At 43.3% G+C, this 18,371-nt stretch carries 15 protein-coding genes and 1 riboswitch; of the genes, 9 read left to right on the top strand and 6 right to left on the bottom strand.

The features are described from left to right. Nucleotides 1-49 precede the first annotated feature (49 nt). Nucleotides 50-319: a hypothetical protein gene (locus E3K36_05870; protein ID MCF6154773.1), complete on the bottom strand. Its 270-nt coding sequence runs from the start codon at nt 317-319 to the stop codon at nt 50-52. Nucleotides 320-512: 193 nt separating this feature from the next. Here E3K36_05870 and E3K36_05865 point away from each other — a divergent pair, with 193 nt between their 5' ends. After that, entirely contained in the window at nt 513-1,697 is a 1,185-nt protein-coding gene (locus E3K36_05865; protein MCF6154772.1) for a hypothetical protein, read from the top strand. An 85-nt stretch (nt 1,698-1,782) separates the two neighbouring features. Next, nucleotides 1,783-3,033 (top strand): hypothetical protein, encoded by a 1,251-nt coding sequence (locus E3K36_05860; protein ID MCF6154771.1) that lies wholly within the window; start codon nt 1,783-1,785, stop codon nt 3,031-3,033. A gap of 71 nt (nt 3,034-3,104) precedes the next feature. On the opposite strand, the gene E3K36_05855 is transcribed toward E3K36_05860, so the two are convergent. The 4 genes from E3K36_05855 to E3K36_05840 all read right to left on the bottom strand — a co-directional run bounded on the left by E3K36_05855 (nt 3,105) and on the right by E3K36_05840 (nt 8,691). Then, a complete protein-coding gene (locus E3K36_05855) occupies nt 3,105-3,629 on the bottom strand; it encodes a hypothetical protein (protein ID MCF6154770.1) in 525 nt (174 codons plus the stop codon). Further along, nucleotides 3,622-5,304 carry a dehydrogenase gene (locus E3K36_05850; protein ID MCF6154769.1) on the bottom strand — a complete coding sequence of 561 codons (1,683 nt, stop codon included), beginning with the start codon at nt 5,302-5,304 and terminating at the stop codon, nt 3,622-3,624. Before E3K36_05850 ends, E3K36_05855 begins: the two co-directional genes overlap by 8 nt. A 467-nt stretch (nt 5,305-5,771) precedes the next feature. Next, nucleotides 5,772-7,106, bottom strand: a complete 1,335-nt coding sequence (locus tag E3K36_05845) for a hypothetical protein (protein ID MCF6154768.1) — start codon at nt 7,104-7,106, stop codon at nt 5,772-5,774. A 340-nt stretch (nt 7,107-7,446) separates the two neighbouring features. Beyond that, nucleotides 7,447-8,691, bottom strand: a complete 1,245-nt coding sequence (locus tag E3K36_05840) for a M48 family peptidase (GenBank protein MCF6154767.1) — start codon at nt 8,689-8,691, stop codon at nt 7,447-7,449. 192 nt (nt 8,692-8,883) lie between these two features. Next, a riboswitch (cyclic di-GMP riboswitch) is annotated at nt 8,884-8,997 on the top strand. Nucleotides 8,998-9,489: 492 nt separating this feature from the next. Here E3K36_05840 and E3K36_05835 point away from each other — a divergent pair. From E3K36_05835 to E3K36_05810, 6 genes are all read left to right on the top strand, one after another. Further along, a complete protein-coding gene (locus E3K36_05835) occupies nt 9,490-9,942 on the top strand; it encodes a hypothetical protein (GenBank protein MCF6154766.1) in 453 nt (150 codons plus the stop codon). Nucleotides 9,943-10,082: 140 nt separating this feature from the next. After that, on the top strand, nt 10,083-10,709 hold the full coding sequence (locus E3K36_05830; protein ID MCF6154765.1) for an isochorismatase family protein: 627 nt from the start codon (nt 10,083-10,085) through the stop codon (nt 10,707-10,709). A 453-nt stretch (nt 10,710-11,162) separates the two neighbouring features. Then, complete coding sequence (locus tag E3K36_05825) at nt 11,163-12,077, top strand: pirin family protein (GenBank protein MCF6154764.1); 915 nt, start codon at nt 11,163-11,165, stop codon at nt 12,075-12,077. A 75-nt stretch (nt 12,078-12,152) separates the two neighbouring features. After that, entirely contained in the window at nt 12,153-12,776 is a 624-nt protein-coding gene (gene wrbA, locus E3K36_05820) for an NAD(P)H:quinone oxidoreductase (GenBank protein MCF6154763.1), read from the top strand. 114 nt (nt 12,777-12,890) lie between these two features. Further along, nucleotides 12,891-13,946, top strand: a complete 1,056-nt coding sequence (locus E3K36_05815; GenBank protein ID MCF6154762.1) for a trypsin-like serine protease — start codon at nt 12,891-12,893, stop codon at nt 13,944-13,946. A 43-nt stretch (nt 13,947-13,989) separates the two neighbouring features. Continuing rightward, entirely contained in the window at nt 13,990-14,388 is a 399-nt protein-coding gene (locus E3K36_05810; protein MCF6154761.1) for a hypothetical protein, read from the top strand. 17 nt (nt 14,389-14,405) lie between these two features. Here E3K36_05810 and greA read toward each other — a convergent pair whose 3' ends face one another. Then, on the bottom strand, nt 14,406-16,631 hold the full coding sequence (gene greA, locus E3K36_05805; GenBank protein ID MCF6154760.1) for a transcription elongation factor GreA: 2,226 nt from the start codon (nt 16,629-16,631) through the stop codon (nt 14,406-14,408). 256 nt (nt 16,632-16,887) lie between these two features. Here greA and E3K36_05800 point away from each other — a divergent pair, with 256 nt between their 5' ends. Beyond that, a complete protein-coding gene (locus E3K36_05800) occupies nt 16,888-18,360 on the top strand; it encodes a phosphoenolpyruvate carboxylase (GenBank protein MCF6154759.1) in 1,473 nt (490 codons plus the stop codon). The last annotated feature ends 11 nt before the right edge of the window (nt 18,361-18,371 follow it).

The following is an 18,371-nucleotide window of genomic DNA, read 5'->3' as shown; positions in this document are numbered from 1 at the left end:
ATGTCTTTTTCAAGCATTATAAATACCGATCGGATAAAAAATAGTACAATTAAATGATTATTGTTGTCCCGTCAAATTTGGTGAGAGAAAACCCAGCAAAGCTCTCTTTCAGGGTATTTTTAGGATCTTGCAGGAGGCCGATGGCAACACCTTCACCCAGCTTGAGCGATTGGGAATAATCCGTCCGCCAGTGGATTCCTGCAAAGTTCATCCCAAGGACGATGTTTGCAGTGACTTTGTTCAGTTCTCCTCTCACGGTAAGGGAGCCTGCATCCGGGCTAGTGTAGGAAAGGAGTTCCGTGCCGTCGGCACGCTTCATTTTTGCCTCCGGATAAAGTTTGTGTTCCCTGTTTCTCTCCGTTTCCTCTGAGAGTGTCACAAAATCTTAACCATACCCTATTTCCACATGATACTTGCACCCCCCATACCGTGTGTGCTAAACTTTACTTTATCCTATTTTTCTTTTGTCTTATAAAAGGAAAACTTTCGAGTTTATTTTTAAAGTACGATATATGCAGAAAAAATACTTTGCATTCTATTTCTTGATTACGATTTTATGTTGCCTTCCCGTTACGGCTGCCCCTGAAGAGATACTCATACCCGGAGACTCAAAATTAGAAGGGAGCTTCTCTGAATTAAGTAAAAAAGGGCAGATAGAAGGTGAATTTCATCTGTATGCAACAGATGGTTATCAGGAAATGGCTGACGGAGAATTTATCTATTTCTGGGGGTTTACCCATGCAAATGATTTTGCCGATGCCGGAGAAGTCAAGACAAAAGAAGAAAGGGATGAAAAATTACTGCCATTAAAAGTGCCTGGCGACGAGATACGTCTCAGATCAGGCAAGAACTACGTTGTCGTGTTGCACAATGCGGGTTTTTATGAAACAGAGAAGCATTCAGGGATTCATGGAGTTCCGCACACCATCCATTTCCATGGATTAGATTTAATCCCTGCTTATGATGGTGTACCAAATTTGCCGTATACTCCTGTATTTCCAGGGGAAAAGTACCGGTATTTGTTAACAATACCGGAAGACATTGAAGGGTCCTATATGGGGCATTGCCATGTGGATACCACCAATCATCTCATGGCGGGGATGTATTTCCCGCTGATCATAGAGAAGAGTCCAAATGAAATCTACGGATATAAATTTGACCGGGAATATACCCTTATTATGAGCGAAGTCGATAGCGGATATATGGAGATGCTCAGGACAGAAGGCAACATACGGCGTGGATTGGATTGGAAGTCGAATTATTTTATGCTCAATGGCAGAATATTCATGGATAATTTGGCTAATCCTTTGTCCACGATTAATGACCCCAAGACAAGGGTTGTTGCATACGAAGGTGAGACGGTATTGATTCGATTAATGGCCATAGGGTATAACCATATCTATGCATGGCACCCACATGGGTTTCATGGGCTGGTAATCGGGACGGATGGGAGAAAGCTAAGCTATCCGTATGAAAAAGATACTTTACTTATTGGCTCGGGTGAGCGATATGACATATTGTACAAAATCTCTGACTTTTCTGCCAAACGAGGATGCCTGTCGTGTAATTATGGACCCGGTATCAGTATTGCCCATGACCACAATATGATGGGGATGGTAAGTCAGGGAATGTATCCGCACGGGCCACTAACTTTTTTTGATGTGAGGCCCAAAAGTATGAAACCGGTTGATAAATAAATTGTTCTTTTAATAAACTTATGACAAGGACTGGAAACAAAAGGGTACAGAAAGGTAAAGAATTCTGAGTAATTAACCGTAAAATATGACTACTATCGTAAAGGCAAAGTATCTCATTTCAAATCCGGAGAAGTGTATTGAAAACGGTGCTGTGGCCATTAAAGGGCCAAAGATACACCGGGTTGGTACATTTGATGATATCAGGATGCTTACCAATATTGATAAAATTATTGATTTGGGAAATGCAGTTATCCTGCCAGGTCTTATCAATATACATACCCACCTCGATTTGACCAATTTTCATGGGCGTATCAAACCTACCAGTAATTTTACCCATTGGGTATTTCAGTTAGTAGGGGCGAGGATACGGTGGAGTGCGGCAGACTATACCGCATCGACGGAAAAAGGGATTAGATTCTGTATTGAGGCAGGTACCACAACGGTTGCAGACATTGCCAATACGGAATATTCTTTTTCTGCATTAAAAAAAAGCCCTTTACGCAAGGTTGTCTATAAAGAAGTCATTGACTTGAATCCTGACCATGCAAGGGATGTTATTACAAAGATCCAATCGGAATTATCGGTGTATGAATCAGATGATTTGTTTCATACCGGCCTCTCTCCCCATGCACCGTATTCTGTTTCGAAAGAGTTATATCAGGTAGTCGCTCAATTTTCCCGTCAGACAGGGATACCTGTTTGCACGCATATTGCAGAGACACAGGACGAGATTGAATTCCTGACAAAAGGCACCGGAAACTTTCCCGGTTTTTTGCGGCAGTTACGAGCCATGCCTGCTAACTGGCAACCGTCTGGACTCACTCCCATACAATATCTGAAGGGAACAGGAATATTAGATAATCGCCCACTCCTTATTCACTGCAATTATGTTACCGATGAAGAGATATCTGCGATTAAGTCCGCCAGTGCAAGTGTAGCATTCTGTCCCAGGAGCCACCAATTCTTTGGCCATGCACAGCATCCTGTACACAGACTTTTGAGCGCAGGGGTCAATGTCGGACTGGGTACCGACAGCCTGGCCAGCAATGATACCCTGAGCATCCTGGATGAAATGAAATTCTTATTTCTTCACTATGATCTTTCACCGGAGACCATACTCTCTATGGCTACGGTAAACGGGGCAAAGGCCCTTGGTCTCGAATTACACGTGGGACAAATTAAGGAGGGTTTTAGGGCTGATCTCTGCGGAATTAGATTGCCGGATTTCCACTCAAAGGATATTTACCACCAGATTTTCTCTGCTGACTCGAAAAATATATTTACCATGGTTTCAGGAGTTGTTTGTTATCAGGCATCTTCTCCTGAAATGTTGTAGGGAATGCGAAGTTGTAATTGTAGCACGAACTTCAGTTCGCTCTGTTTGAAAATTATGACGGGAACGGTTCGTTACAAATCCTTTGCCAATATGCACACACGCCTTACCTTACAGGTATCATCCCAGAGGTGTGACGGTATTTGGTTCAGCATCTTCCAGTAATCCTTGTCGATTAGTGGAATGAGCTTGTTTAACGCCGATGCGATATTTGATACATAGGCAGAGTCTTTGATCAATGATTCCGTAAGCGGACAGAATTCATCGATGAGCAGTTCTAACTCGCCTTCAAATGTCAAATTCGGGTAGAAGGGATACAAACGGCAGGCAATGGGGCGATGTGCATGGATAAAGCATTGTATGCCATCCGTAAAGTTACACACACTGCCGATGATTTCAAGGGTTCCTTCTTCTAGTTTTAACCTTTCATTGCTAATGTGTTTGCCACTCCGTGCAAAGATAAACTCATCTTCGTAGGGCAAGAGTACGGACAACGGTTTTTGCTCACAACGGCCGTCACACTGCTCTATGCATGGCATGAAACCAAAATTTGTTGCATAGATTTCATGATAAGCCCTAAATAGTTCTTCTTTAGCCATAGTATTTTTCCAGTCCATACGTCCATACCAGAATGCTGCCATCCATATACTTCACATTGCTGAATCCTGCATTTTTTAAGATGCGATAGGCTTGTGCAGCACGCAGGCCTGCACGACAGTAAGTAATAATTTCCTTGGAGACGTCGAGTTCGTGAGCCCGTGATGCAAGTTTATCCAGCGGAATGTGTTTACATCCCTTGATATGGCCGCTCTTATACTCTAACTCTGTCCTTACATCAAGCAATACAAAATCCTCGCCCCGATCCAGTCTTTCTGCAACCGCATGGGGAAGGATACCCTGCGTCTTTCCAGATAATTTATTGCCTAAAACATTGGCAGCAACAATAATAGCATCCATGGACATGGCGTAAGGAGGGGCATAGGCCAGGTCGAGTTTGGAGATTTGGTCAACCGTTGTGCCAAAAGTAAGTGCTGTAACAATAATATCAATGCGTTTATCGACTACACCTTCCCCAACGATCTCTGCTCCCAGGAGTCTTTTCGTGGTCTTATCGGCAATGAGTTTGATAATAATATCCTTTGCCTCAGGGTAGTAATGAGCCTTATCTCCTGCCGGGACAATAGCTGATTCGACCTTGAAGCCTTCTTTCAAGGCCTCCCGTTCGGAAAGGCCTACCTTTCCCACATACAATTCAAAAATCTTTACAATCAAAGTACCCAAAACACCTTGAAAGGTATCAGAGCCACCTGTTGCATTGATGGCGGCGACACGTCCCATCTTGGCTGCCGTAGAACCTAACGCAATCCACGCAGGTTTTCCCGTTACCAAATGGATATTTTCGGCGCAATCGCCAACAGCATACACATCGGGAATATTTGTCTCCATACGCCCATTTACCTTTATGGCCCGTGTAGTACCAATCTCTATACCAGACTCCTGAGCCAGTTTGGTATTGGGTTTTATGCCGATAGAGAGGATGACCATGTCTGCAGGCAACTGTCGTTTGCCAGTAATAACTTTTGTCACGTTATTGCCATCATTTCCCTCAAAGGACTTTACACCATCCGATGTGATGATCTCGATACCTTTTTCCATTAAGTACTTTTGGACAATTGATGCCATATCCTTGTCCAGCGGTGGCAGAATTTGGTCGAGGAGTTCAACAACGGTGACCTTGATACCTCTGGGAATCAGATTTTCCACCATTTCCAGACCAATAAGCCCGCCACCTACAATTACGGCGTTTTTAATGCTTCCTCCATCCACACATGCCCTTATCTTTAACGCATCGCTCATGGTTCTCAGGGTAAAGATATTGCCCAAAGAAATACCCGGCAAGGGAGGAATAATAGGTTGTGCCCCCGTGGCAATAATAAGTTTGTCATAATGAAATGTGAGGGTATGTCCCTTGTCAATGTTCTTGACTTTAACCTGTTTAGACTTGGTGTCGATGGCCGTTGCCTGATGTCTGGTAAGGACATCAATATTATGCATGTTCTTAAAATATATCGGTTCCCGAAGGATGAGTTTTTTTGAATCTTTGATGATATTTCCGATAAAATAAGGCATGCCGCACCCTGCATAGGAAATGTATTGCTCGTCAGTTACGACGGTAATCTTCATCGTTGGGGACTCACGCCGTGCCTTGGCCGCTGCCTTCATTCCAGCCGCCACACCACCTATGATGAGAAGATGATTTTTTTCATTTACCATTGATATCTCAATTTAGAAGTAGAGGTGCATTAGAAAATGTAACCCAAACCTTCAGAGCCTGCAGAGCGCAGTGCGCCTTCGCTCTCCATAGATGTTTGGGAATTTCAGAACGAAAAGGTGGCACTGACAAACTTGTTTGTCAGTGCCTAACCTGATAATATCCACACAAAACAACCTTTTACACAGACTCCGAAGTCTTGGGTTATATCAACTTACTTTTGCTGTTTACTGTAGTATCTTTGCAAGTGTTGAAAGTGGTTTTATCATATCAGAAAACTATAAATAAACAATGGGATTTAAAAACTCATCTGCATGGACATTGAAAATATCAAACAACTCCTCGTCGTCTTTCTTTCTTAATTGAAGTATAGAAAGAGTGTAAACCACGGACGTCACAGAAAAATGAAAAAAGAAAGATCAAAACAAAAGTCAGACCACAGTGAATCAGGAGAAAAAAGCTTTTATCGCTAAAACATTACCGACCTGAGATAGGCCAGTGCAAGTAATAGGTATGCAAGAAATGAAATAGCAAGGAGACACTTGGATATCCTTCCGGGACGTGCCCAGGGCGGAAGATGTGGTGCCAAAATTTTGTAATTCAGGAAATAGAGGACAACAGGGAATATGATTGTGCCGATAAAGCCGATGACGGCGCTGGTCATAATAAGCGGCCCTGGTGCATCGAGCAGCATGGTCAAAGAGGTAATCACTGTCAGGATTCCCAGAAAGAAATAATACCAGTGACGTAATTCAAAGCGTCGGCTCCTGGGAAAAAGGATATGCACAATATCTGCCTGCATCCGGCTTACAGCATCTGCGGTTGCTAGCCAGGTATCAGTCAGAAAGGCCGCTGCAACGAGAAGAAACAGGAATTTCCCTGCGAACCCCCAACTCACTTCGAAAAAACTACTCTGCACAACAGCTAATTCGTATTCCCGGGGCAGGAGTCCTTTGGGGAAGAGCAAGGCATAAGAAAGCAAACAGGCCATAAGGGTAGTAAACAGGTTTCCGCAAATACCGACCATAATATCGACTGAAAGGTAACGCCGCCAGCGTTTCCATTTTTCAGAATTATCCGGAGAATCATGCGGCAGGTTCCCGTCGCTTGTAATTGTCTCAGGTTTTCCTGTGACAGGTCCGGTAATACGGCCCATATGATCCGCCATAGCATTGCCCTTATCACGCATCCAGTAAGAATAAAAAAGGATCCAGAAGCCACCAAGCCCGGCAAAAGTGATTGCGGTTAGCAGCTTGGTAGCATCGTTATTATCCCATGGACGTGGTATTGGACTGCAAGGTCCGAACAAGCCTTTCATGAACCCTGGTGCAGAGTGCAAGACCTGCGGCTGAAGACATGCCCAGAGTAGCCCGACAACAGTGGTGACTGCCACTGCCTTCATAAATCTTTCGATTAATGAATATACTACACCACTCATCAGGATAGCGACAAGAAAGATCATGATAGAAGTATAACCCCAGAATAACGTTTGACCGCGTTGGCTCCAGCCTGCTGGAAAATGGGTAAGCGCCGCCATTGCCGTTCCTCCCGCGGAGGCAAATGCGCCGAACCAGAGGAATGACAGCGTCATCAGCAGCCAGAGAAACATCCCAAACCAGCGGTTTAGCCGGATAAAGCCGTGGAAAATACTCTCGCCCGTGAGAAGTGTGTATCGACCAATTTCAACAGTAACAGGGTATTGGAGGAGGCAGGCAGGAATAAGCAGGAACAAAAAAGTCAGGCCGTATTTGGCAATGATATATGGCCACCAGATCAGTTCTCCACTGCCCTGGGCAAGTGCCATCCAGACGATCCCCGGACCCAGAGCTACCCACCAGCCAGGAAAGCGGGGTACCGGTTTGCGCCCCAGGGATGAGAAGTTATTTGATGAAGTTATGTTCTGTTTCTGCTGCAGATTCATTCCCCAACTGGTTTCAAAATATCCTTTTTTTTGTAGTTAAATATCACCTGACTCGAACAAGTCAGAAAAGACAAAATCCGAAGTAAGAAATTCGCGGGTCAACCCTGTCAGGGTTTTAAACCCTGACAGGGTTAATTATTCACAATTTTTGTCCCTGTAGTGAACAGGAATTGTTGTGGATGCTCCGCAATAAATGCATATTTAAAGCAAAGTAGCCCCTGTTTTAGGAGAATCCTTTGAGATATCGGATTCTCTCCAGAATAGGAGGGTGTGAATAGTACAAGGTAACATAAAGGGGGTGGGGATAAAGATTGGTGAGATTTTCCTTTGAAAGTTTTACGAGGGCACTTACCATGCTTTCCGGATCTTTTGTGAGTTCATACGAAACCCTGTCTGCCTGCCTTTCATGCATTCTCATGAAATAACTTACACAGGGTGTTAAAAATAATGACAGAATATCAGCAAGGAAAGCAAGGATTATAAATTTTGCATAAAGGGTATTTGTGCGGATGTGAAAGAGCGTTAAAAGGGCGTCGCTTTGGATAACCTTGAATGAGAGATAAAGGGCTATGAGTGAAAATATTTCAAAGGCGATGATCATTTTCAGCATATGCCTTTTCTTCCAGTGTCCTATCTCATGCGACAGCACAGCGAGGATTTCATCGTGGTTCATGCTCGCAAGCAAGGTGTCGTAGAGGACGATCCTCTTTGTTTTTCCAATACCGGTAAAATAGGCGTTGGTGTGTTTACTTCTCTTTGATGCATCTATCCTGAGAATCCTGCTTGCATGAATACCGGCCCTGGCGGCTAATTGCATAACCTTTTCTTTCAGTGATTCATCTTCAATTGGGGTGAATTTATTAAAGAGAGGTTCAATGACATACGGCGATACGTACAGAATAAAGATACTGAAAATAAAGAGAAAGCCCCATACCCAGAACCACCAGTAATTGGGGCTCCACTGAATGAGCAAGAACCCTGCAAATGTCACCAGCGACATCATGATTGTTGAAATCAGGAGTGCTTTTATGAAATCGGATATCCACAGTCGTGGGGCCATGGTGTTGAATCCGTATTTATTTTCTATCTTAAAGGTATGGTAAAGGCTGAAAGGTATGGATAGGAATTCGGAACCATAGGCTAAAAGCAAGAAGAACAACCATCCCGACATGATAAATGACAGGTTCTGTGATGCAATCCATGAAGTATAGATATTCAGCAGCCCACCAAAGAAGAATAGCAGAATGACGATATTACTGAATATCGACGAGATAAAGCTGAAACGGGTTTTTTCTGTTTCATAGTCAATTGTCTTTTTCAATACCGATTCGTCTATCTTTCCCTCAAATTCAGGAGGGACAGTTGCACCAACCTTTCTCATGTGTTTGAGATTGAGGTACTGAACCCAGTATTCAGAGCCCTCTTTGAGGATGTAAAGGCAAAGGATGAGAACAAGATATGCGTTCAGGATAAAACCTCCTTTTAGTCCACCTGGATTGATAAATTAAAATTTCATTTCTTATTTGACCATATAAAAGTGGAATAGTGCAATAGTAATTTTAAGTTCTTTTATTTTTTGCTTGAGATAAGCTATCATGCATGTTATATAAATATTCAGTTCTAAATAATGACTTTTTACGAAGTAGTGTAATAAAAGAACGTTACGAAAAGGCAAACCCTGGGCAATCAGGGGACGCAAAGTAAAGGGTCTTGCTAGCCGTTAAACAGTTTAAGCCGTTTAAACGGCTTATGAAAAGACAGCCTTACTGCCGAAGATGTTTAAAGAATATCTTTGCAGTAAGGCTTTTTTTATTTGTGTTCCCAGTAAGACTCATTTTCTTTCGGAGAAATTTACCGTAGCAATAATTTATCAGGTTTCCAGACGTTGCGACGATGCGATGTTCAGACAGATGAAACTGCAAGGGGGAATTTCTCTGAATGAATTCAAGTCAAGATTACCTTCATTATCAAAGGATCAGGAGATCGTCTTCTACTGTGGCTGACCTAAAGAGGCAAGTGCTGCCGGTCAGGCAGCGGTATGCTTAAAAAAAGGGTACAAGAATGCAAAGGTTCTTGGTGGTGGCGTTAATGGATGGAAAAAGGCGGAGTATCCTATTGAACCATAACTTTACTATAAGGAGGCAAGATTATGGAAAATAAGATTACATGGGAAACGCAGATGGACATGGCCCTGACAAGGGCACGAACAGAGAAAAAACCTGTGCTACTTGATTTCTTTAATCCAGGCTGAATCGGTTGTCAACAGATGGATGCAGTTTCGTATCCAAATAAAAATGTTGCTGAATTTATCAATAGCTCGGTAATTCCACTCCGTGCCCGTTATGATGCTCAACCCCTGGCCACTGATTTTAATCTGAAGTGGACTCCGACCCTTATAATTCTTGATATGGAAGGCAAAGAACATCACAGGACAGTAGGTTTTCTTTCTCCCGAAGAATTGATTCCTTCGTTATTGCTGGGTATTGCAAAGGTTCATTTTGACTTGAATACATTCAAAGAGTCGCTTTCAAACTTGGAGAAGATTTTGTCTGATTTTCCTAAAAGTAGTTCAGCACCTGAGGCAATTTACCTGAAAGGTGTATGTTTATACAAGGATACGAAAAATCCAAAGGGACTTAAAGAGGCATACGAACAACTTCAGGCCGGTTATCCTGAGAGCGAGTGGACAAAGCGGGCATATCCCTATCGGCTTTTATAGTTGTGCACCCTGTGATTGTTGGGGTTAGCAGGAATGTGTTCCCGGTGTTGCGCCTTTGTTTTTCGAGTTAAGAAAAATGGGGAGATACCGTTGATTTATTTAAAAGCAAAGTCCTTTAACCAAATCGAAAGGAGAATTGTATGAGCACACCTCAAGAAAAAGTCATGATGAATCCCAACGATGTTGTTATGCTGTTGATTGATCACCAAAGCGGACTGTTCAACCTCGTCAAAGACATGTCTGTGTCTCAATTGCGCAACAATGTCATTGCCCTGGCCAAAATCGCCACGATGCTGAAGATTCCCGTCATTACCACTGCGTCCGTGCCGGAAGGCCCGAACGGCCCGGTGATCCCCGAAATCCAGCAATTCGCTCCCCACGTCAAATATGTCCCGCGTCAGGGTCAGATCAACGCATGGGACGTGCCTATGTTCGTTAAGGCTGTTGAAGAGACTAAACGCAAGACGGTGGTGATGACCGGTACGCTGACGAGTGTTTGCCTGGCATTTCCGGCTATATGCGCAGTCCAGGCCGGTTACAAGGTGTATGCCGTTGTGGATGCTTCGGGCAACTGGAGCAAGATGGCAACCGATTTAACTATCGCCCGTATTATGCAGGCCGGTGTGATTCCTATCGATACGTTTGCGGTTATCGGAGAACTCCAACAGACCTGGAATCGCCCCGATGCGTTGGACTACGCCAACCTCTTTGGCGAACATATTATACCGAATTATCGGTTGTTGATGGAAAGCCACAAAAAGGCTTAAGAGGTTGCCGGCCAGAAATAATGCGGCGTAACCTTTATGCTCAATACATGGAATCCAGAAAGAACTGATATGGTTAAAAAAGCAATCAACGAAGGCAAGAACCCTGCCGATCAGCCCACCGGGTTTGGTTCGGTGAGTGGAGTTCCGAACCTGCCCGCCGGGATTTTGGAGACTTGATTGTGATTGTTTCGCTTTCTGACATTGTAACAGGCGCTACAGGAAATCAAGATGGTACTGTAGTTAAAAGTATTCGAGTCAGACACAATATCTTTTACATATTACAGAAATCAAATCTCTAGGAGGAAAAAAATCAAGGAGTCAAACAATAAAACGTACTGGTGCTTTCCATGAGCAATTAACGCCCTATAACGCTGTTACGGAATTACTTGTATTCCTGATAGTTCGGGTAATAACAGTGGCATATTCCCAACCAAAAATCGATGAAGGAACACAATGACTGAAACGAGAAAGATCCGCAAAGTCCTGAAAAGTAAGCCTACGATCGAAGGGGCTGGTGTCCACCTTAAACGGGCGTTTGGATATAGCCAGGTTCCGATGTTTGACCCTTTTTTACTTCTGGACGATTTCCGCTCAAACAATCCAGAGCATTATATCAAGGGTTTTCCATGGCACCCGCATCGTGGAATCGAGACAATCACCTATGTTCTTCGGGGAGATGTTGAGCATGGTGACAGCATGGGGAATAAGGGCATTATAACGTCTGGCGATATACAATGGATGACCGCGGGAAGCGGGATCATACACCAGGAAATGCCCAAAGGAGACTCAAATGGTATGATGTTTGGATTTCAACTCTGGGCCAATCTACCTAAATCTCATAAAATGATGGAGCCTCGTTATCGGGATGTGAAAAGCGGGCAAATCCCTAATGTAATGCTGGAGAACGGCACAAAAGTGCGGGTCATATGCGGTAAAGTTGGCGGCAAGCAGGGGGCCGTTCAGGACATCATCGCCGACCCGGAATACCTTGATATAACCGTTCCAGCCCGTTCAGAATTCATACACCCGACAAAGCGTGGACACACCGTTTTTGCGTACGTCATCGAAGGTAAGGGATATTTTTGCAAGGAAAAGCTCCCGTTTTCTTATGAGATCGAAGGGGTTAACTATTTCGATATGCAAAGAGACCCTTTTGTAGGCAATGAGTCTCTTGTCTTGTTTGAAGATGGCGATCAGATGATGGTCTCAACGGAAGACGATGCAGTCAGGTTCCTGCTTATATCCGGCAAGCCCATTGGTGAACCAGTCGCATGGTACGGTCCTATTGTGATGAATACGGAAGATGAACTACGGATCGCTTTTGAAGAGTACCATAATGGCACATTTGTCAAATACGAGAGAGTTTAATAGTATGGTAGAACTACAAAGCCTGGAGAAATACCCTGTAGTTTATTTTGAATATTTATAAAAAGGAGGATAGCTATGAAAGTACTAATCGTCTACTATAGCACATACGGCAATGTATACAAGATGGCGAAGTTCGTGGCAGAAGGGGTTAAGGAGGTTAAGGGTGCGGAACCAGTTATCCGTACAGTTCCAGAATTGATACCTGCCTCTGTCATCGATTCCCGGGAGGATATGAAGGCAGGCAAGACGATGCAGAAAGACGTTCCGATGGTTACAAAAGATGACTTCAAAGAAGCAGGAGCGATAGCTTTTGGCACACCAACAAGGTTTGGAAATGTATCAGCGCAATTAAAAAACCAGGTTGACCAACTTACATCGTTGTGGCTCGCAGGTGAACTTGAAGGCAAACCTGCCGGCGTCTTTGTGTCTACGGCAAGCCTTCACGGAGGGCAGGAGACGACGATACTTACCTTGATGGCCCCTCTCTTGCACCTCGGTATGATACTCGTTGGTGTACCTTACTCGGTTAAAGAGCTTTTTACGACTCAAGCCGGAGGTTCTCCATATGGACCCGGTCATGTTGCAGGACCGGACAGCCAACGGGAAATTGACCAGCATGAGGCTATAATATGCCGCGCTTTAGGGCGCAGGCTCGCCGAAGTCGGGCTTAAACTGCAAGGAAAGAATAACAATCAATAACTCCACCATTGGTCTAAGGATAGGAGTTTGACAAACAAGACTTTTACAATACAATTTGAATTGAATGTCTTGAGTTTAAACCAATGACCAAAAATTTTAAAGGAAAAAACTGTTGTGGAACCTCTTTTTCAAGCCGTATCAACCAATGGAGTTGGGCCAGCTGGTTCGCAGATATCTGAAGTTGTTGCCCCTGCGGATGAAGAACTTCTTGATGCATATTCGAAGGCCGTCGTTAGCGCTTCAGAGAAAGTTATCCCGGCTGTAGTAAATATTAACGTTCGTCAGTTGTCGAATGGCCGGCAAACAGTCCATCCACGGATGTCACAACAAATGATGGGCAATGGATCGGGGTTCATTTTTACCCCGGATGGTTTTATTCTCACAAACAGTCACGTTGTGCATAATGCCGGTCAAATTGAAGTGGCGCTTGCGGATGGCCGTCGTTTGACAGCAGATATGATCGGAGACGATCCCGATACGGATTTGGCGGTTATCAGAGTTCATGCCCCGGACCTGGCATATGCACGTTTAGGGAACTCTCAATCTATTCGAGTAGGCCAACTCGTAATTGCAATTGGTAACCCCTATGGCTTCCAGTGTACAGTAACCGCCGGTGTGGTAAGTGCACTCGGGCGCTCACTCAGATCACGATCGGGAAGGTTGATAGATAGTATCATCCAAACTGATGCTGCACTCAATCCGGGCAATTCAGGAGGCCCGCTCATAAATTCCCACGGAGAAGTAATTGGCGTCAATACAGCGATTATCCAGGGAGCACAAGGCCTCTGTTTCGCTATTGCGGTTGACACAGTTAAGTTCGTCGCGACAGGGCTTATGAAAGATGGGAAAATCCGTCGTGGTTATATTGGTGTAGCAGGGCAAAGCGTCTTTCTCCACCGCCGACTTGTGCTATTCCATAACTTACCGATAGAGAGCGGTGTACTGGTCATTTCCGTTGAGAACAACAGTCCTGCCCAAAGAGCTGGCTTGGTTGAAGGGGATGTAATCATAGGTTTCGACGATCAGGCGATTGAGAGCGTAGACGATCTGCACAAGCTTCTTACTGAACACTGGATCGGGGTAAAGTCGGAGCTAACCATTATTCGGCGTTCCGAGAAGGTCGTTCTTGAGGTCGTCCCGGAGGAATCTAAAGTCAGATCGGATGAATAGTGTTAAATAACTGCATAATAATTACATTATCGGGAAATTGTTGATGAAAAAAGGAAATGTGGCTATGAAAAGTATAATAGTGCTGGTTATTGTAATTGTCCTTTCCGGATGTGCCGCTGTAAAGAAAGATAAGGCTCTGGAATCTATGCCTTATGATGCGCCGGTGCAGAAGATATCCATGACTGCAAAGCGGTTTGAATTTACTCCGGAAGTAATTCAGGTTAAGCAGGGCACTCATGTGATTTTGGAAATCGAGAGTCTGGATGTGACGCATGGGTTTAAGATTGAACAGTATGGAATTCTTGTGACCATCCCGGAAAAAGGAATGGCTACCGTTGAGTTCTATGCTAAAGAACCCGGAACGTATCCTTTTCAATGTTCTCACTTTTGTGGTGCAGGGCATTTTGGAATGAATGGAAAGATCGTTGTAGAGGGAAGATGAAATATCAGGAGTCTTTTTTATAATAAGGCCTTTTCAACTTTAATGATTTCATAAGTAGACTCTCCTTCCGGGAGTTTGATCGTTATCGTTTCACCTGCCGTTCTGTTTAGTAGTCCTTTTCCAATGGGTGACAGGTAGGAGATTATGCCTTTTTCAATATCCACATCCCACGGTCCCAATAGGGTATACGTCTCTAATTCCGCCTTTCCTTCATGCCTTAAAGTAACTTTTGTACCCGGAGAGGCTGTATCCGCATGAATTGAATGTGGGTCAATGATAACAACCTTCTGTAATTCAGCCTTCATGCGTTCTGCCTTTTCCACGAGCATTGCTTGCTTTTCCCGTGCTGCCTTATACTCTGCATTTTCACGCAGATCTCCCCGGCTTATGGCTTCTCCGAGATCATGTGCGTTTTCTGGAAATTCCACGTTCATAAGATGGTCAAATTCCTTCTTTTTCCTCTCATAACCTTCTTTCGTGACGTAGATTTTGCTTTCATCGAGTTTGGGGAGACCTGGTTCTTCGAATAGTTCCGGATAACGGTCCTGAATGACACTTTCGATAGAAACTTTGAACCAATCCTCCATGCCCTTGCTGCGGGAGACGACGTTAAAAATGGCTTCTGCGTTGGCATCATTCAGAATACTTATGGCATAATCGGTGCCTTTATCCTCCAAAAGATTTTTTATCTTGGTGATGATGGTCTTTAAATCCCCGTCGCGCCCTTTCTGGATCTTAAAATAGATATTGTCTGATAGCTCGATTAACCTATTAAACATGAGGGCTGGATCAATGTTTTTATAAAGTTCAGTGTATCGTCCATGCATGCCATTTTTACAAAACCAGATATAGTGTTCCGGGTAGGCGTTAAACTGATTGAATAATTTTAAGGCTGTCCCTTCAATGGCATGTTGCTTGTTTTCAGTAATAAGTTCCTTGATAATGAATTCCCATAGATTGCCACTGTTCAGAAAAAACAGTGATATAAATTCATCCTGCCAATGTTCTGGTTTGATTTGTTTGATTAAACCGAGGGTTTGTTTTCTGTATTCCAATATGTTGATGTTATCTATAAATTCCGGAAGATTTTCAATTGTGCGAATAAGTGTTTCGATAGTGTCTTTATATTTTCCTGCATCCTCTTTGAGGACGCCTTGTATTTCTTCAAGGAGGAAGAGACATTCTATGGCAAGGGAAGGGTTTTTCTCCTGCAATGTAGCGGCGTCTTTCACAAAAAGAGTTGTAATTTCAGTCAAAGTTTCTCTGCATGTTTCAGTGTCTTTCATTATGGAAACATATTTTTTGGTGATTTCGACCTTTTTGCTTATATCTCCGGTGATGGCCAGTTTTTCGAGTATCTCTTGATGGTGTGTCATTGGTGAGGTACGAAGTTCCAGGAAGGACGTGGTGGGGGTCCCGTCGGTAAGTTTTATGTAAGGGTCTTTTTTAAGCAACTTTTTGGTATTTACCCACCATTTACTCCATGCCTCGGGCGGTATAACACCGGATATGAGCCGGTTCTTTATATGAGAAACCGAGGCTTTCCCTTTAAAATATTTCAGGGTTAGTTTAATTAAACCTACGGGGTCTTCTCCAATCATTTTATTCAATACATCTTTACGGGCGTAAATCATTGCCAGTAAATCATCCTTATCCAGTTTCTGTAATATATCCGGGGCAATATCCATGGAAATGCTGTGGTTGTTCTTTTTTTCAAAATTGATGTTTACCTTTTCGCCTTCTGTGTCGATAGAAACTACCTGACCTACCCCCCAGCTTTTATGGGAGACATAATCGTTCCGATCGAGATAAAAGTACTTTTCTAGTTTTTTCATGGCACTACGGATGTCGGACGCTGTCTCTATACCCGTTTTTTCAACCAAGTCCTTTGCATAAGGTCTGTCTTTATAAATGTTTGAATAACACTCGGCGATTTCTTTTGCCAGCCCCTTTTCTTTCGGGTTATATTCAAATACTTTTTTTAGCACCTCCAGAACGTCTTGATAGAGTCCTTTTTGTCGATAATGAGGTGCCAACATCATCAGGAAATCGTGAGCCCGTTTTTTTTCTTCCCGTTTCGCAAGGAGATCAACAACATCGAAAAGCGCCTGTAAATCCATACTGTTGGATTCAATAATTCCAAGCCATGCTTCTTCCAGTTTGTCATACTGTTCCGTATTGATAAGGTTTATCAATTCATTCGTATCGAGCTTATTCCCGGTAATAGAACACTCATTGGACATACTTATTCTCCTAATATTTTATAACGGGGAAAAATAGAATCCCGGTTAAAAATGAAATTATAAACGGTAATTATAAAACTATTTGATGGATAAAGGAAGTAAGAAATTGAATTGTACGTGAAAACGTAATTTTTAAAATAATTTGATGAAAATACAATATTATTTACTATAATTCATAGTTTATAATTATGAACAGGGAAAAACTGTTGCGTGTATGTTTTTGAAGAAGTCAGTAGCCAGGAGGTAGAATACGGGCATGAGAAAAATACCAAGAACGATGAGTACCCAACACCCGGATAATATTACTATGCCATTCTTTACCGAAGGGACGTGCTTTTTGGGTGAAGATGAAATAAAAGAGGCATATTACGTGTTTTCACATCTGCGGTGTGACGAACAGATGTGGGATTGTGAAGGAAAGGAAGTTGATGAGTTTGTCATTAAGAAACTGCTTACCCGGTATGACAATTATTTCAAAAAACGCAGGATTGGGAAGGATGTCTTTATTACTTTACGCGTACCTAACCCTATGGTAGAAAAAAGTGAAGCGAAGATTCTTCTGGAAACTTTGGAAAGTGCGCCACGTTCGTACGATACCGCAAGCCAGTTTTACGGAGACGATAACATACCACCCATCTTTGAAGTTATCCTTCCCATGACGACCAATACGGAAACAATTAACCGCGTATATTATTATTATCGTGATTTTGTTGTCGGGAAGCAACATAGGAAATGTTTTGAGAATGATATTACCATAAAGGACTGGATTGGCGAATTTAAGCCCGAGACTCTGGAAGTGATTCCGTTATTCGAGGATATCCCTTATATGCTCTCTGCGGATACAATGGTGCAGAATTATCTAAAGGACAAACAATTTTCGTATCAAAGGGTATTCCTTGGCCGTTCAGATCCTGCATTGAACTATGGTATGCTGCCTGCAATACTGGTAGTCAAAATTGCTTTACAGAGGTTGCATGCGTTACAGGAAAGAATCAGGATCCCTATCTATCCCATCCTGGGACTCGGTTCAAATCTCTTTCGGGGCAATCTGTCGCCGTTAACTGTGGACGAATGCCTGAAAGAATTTCCCAGTGTTCAAACCTTTACGATACAATCGGCATTTAAATACGATTATGACGAAGGGCAGGTCAGCGGGGCCATTCAAAAGATTAATGACCATGTGAGATCATGCCCGACTTCAATAAATGAAGAAGTGGCCCTGGATATTGCGGAAAGATTGGCGTCGGCTTACCGGGAACAAATAAAGGAGCTTGCTCCGTTAATTAACGAGATAGCCAGATTTGTTCCTAAACGGAGGATGCGTAAACTCCACATCGGTCTTTTCGGTTATTCAAGAAATATCGAAGGGATTACCCTGCCGAGGGTAATTGCTTATTGTGCTTCACTTTACTCGATTGGACTACCACCGGAACTGCTGGGATTGCATTATCTGACTGAAAAGGATTTGGTGTTCCTCAAGACCGCATACCCTGCATTTCTGGATGATCTTTCATCGGTAGCATCGTATTATAATGGGGATGTGATGAAATTAATATCTCCGAAAATTGCAAGGGACATCGAGAAGGTGTTGGGTATGGTAAAGTATACAGAAAACATACTTCACAGCGAGTATACTTCCCAGATCATTCAGGCAATTCTCTCCGGGAAGAAAGAAACCGTTACCGAAAACATGATTGCAGCAGGAAAGACGAGGAGATTCCTGGGATGATCAATTGCCGG

It is taken from the genome of Candidatus Brocadia sp. (genome assembly GCA_021646415.1).
Classification (GTDB): domain Bacteria; phylum Planctomycetota; class Brocadiia; order Brocadiales; family Brocadiaceae; genus Brocadia.
This window is presented reverse-complemented; position numbering and strand designations above follow the sequence as displayed.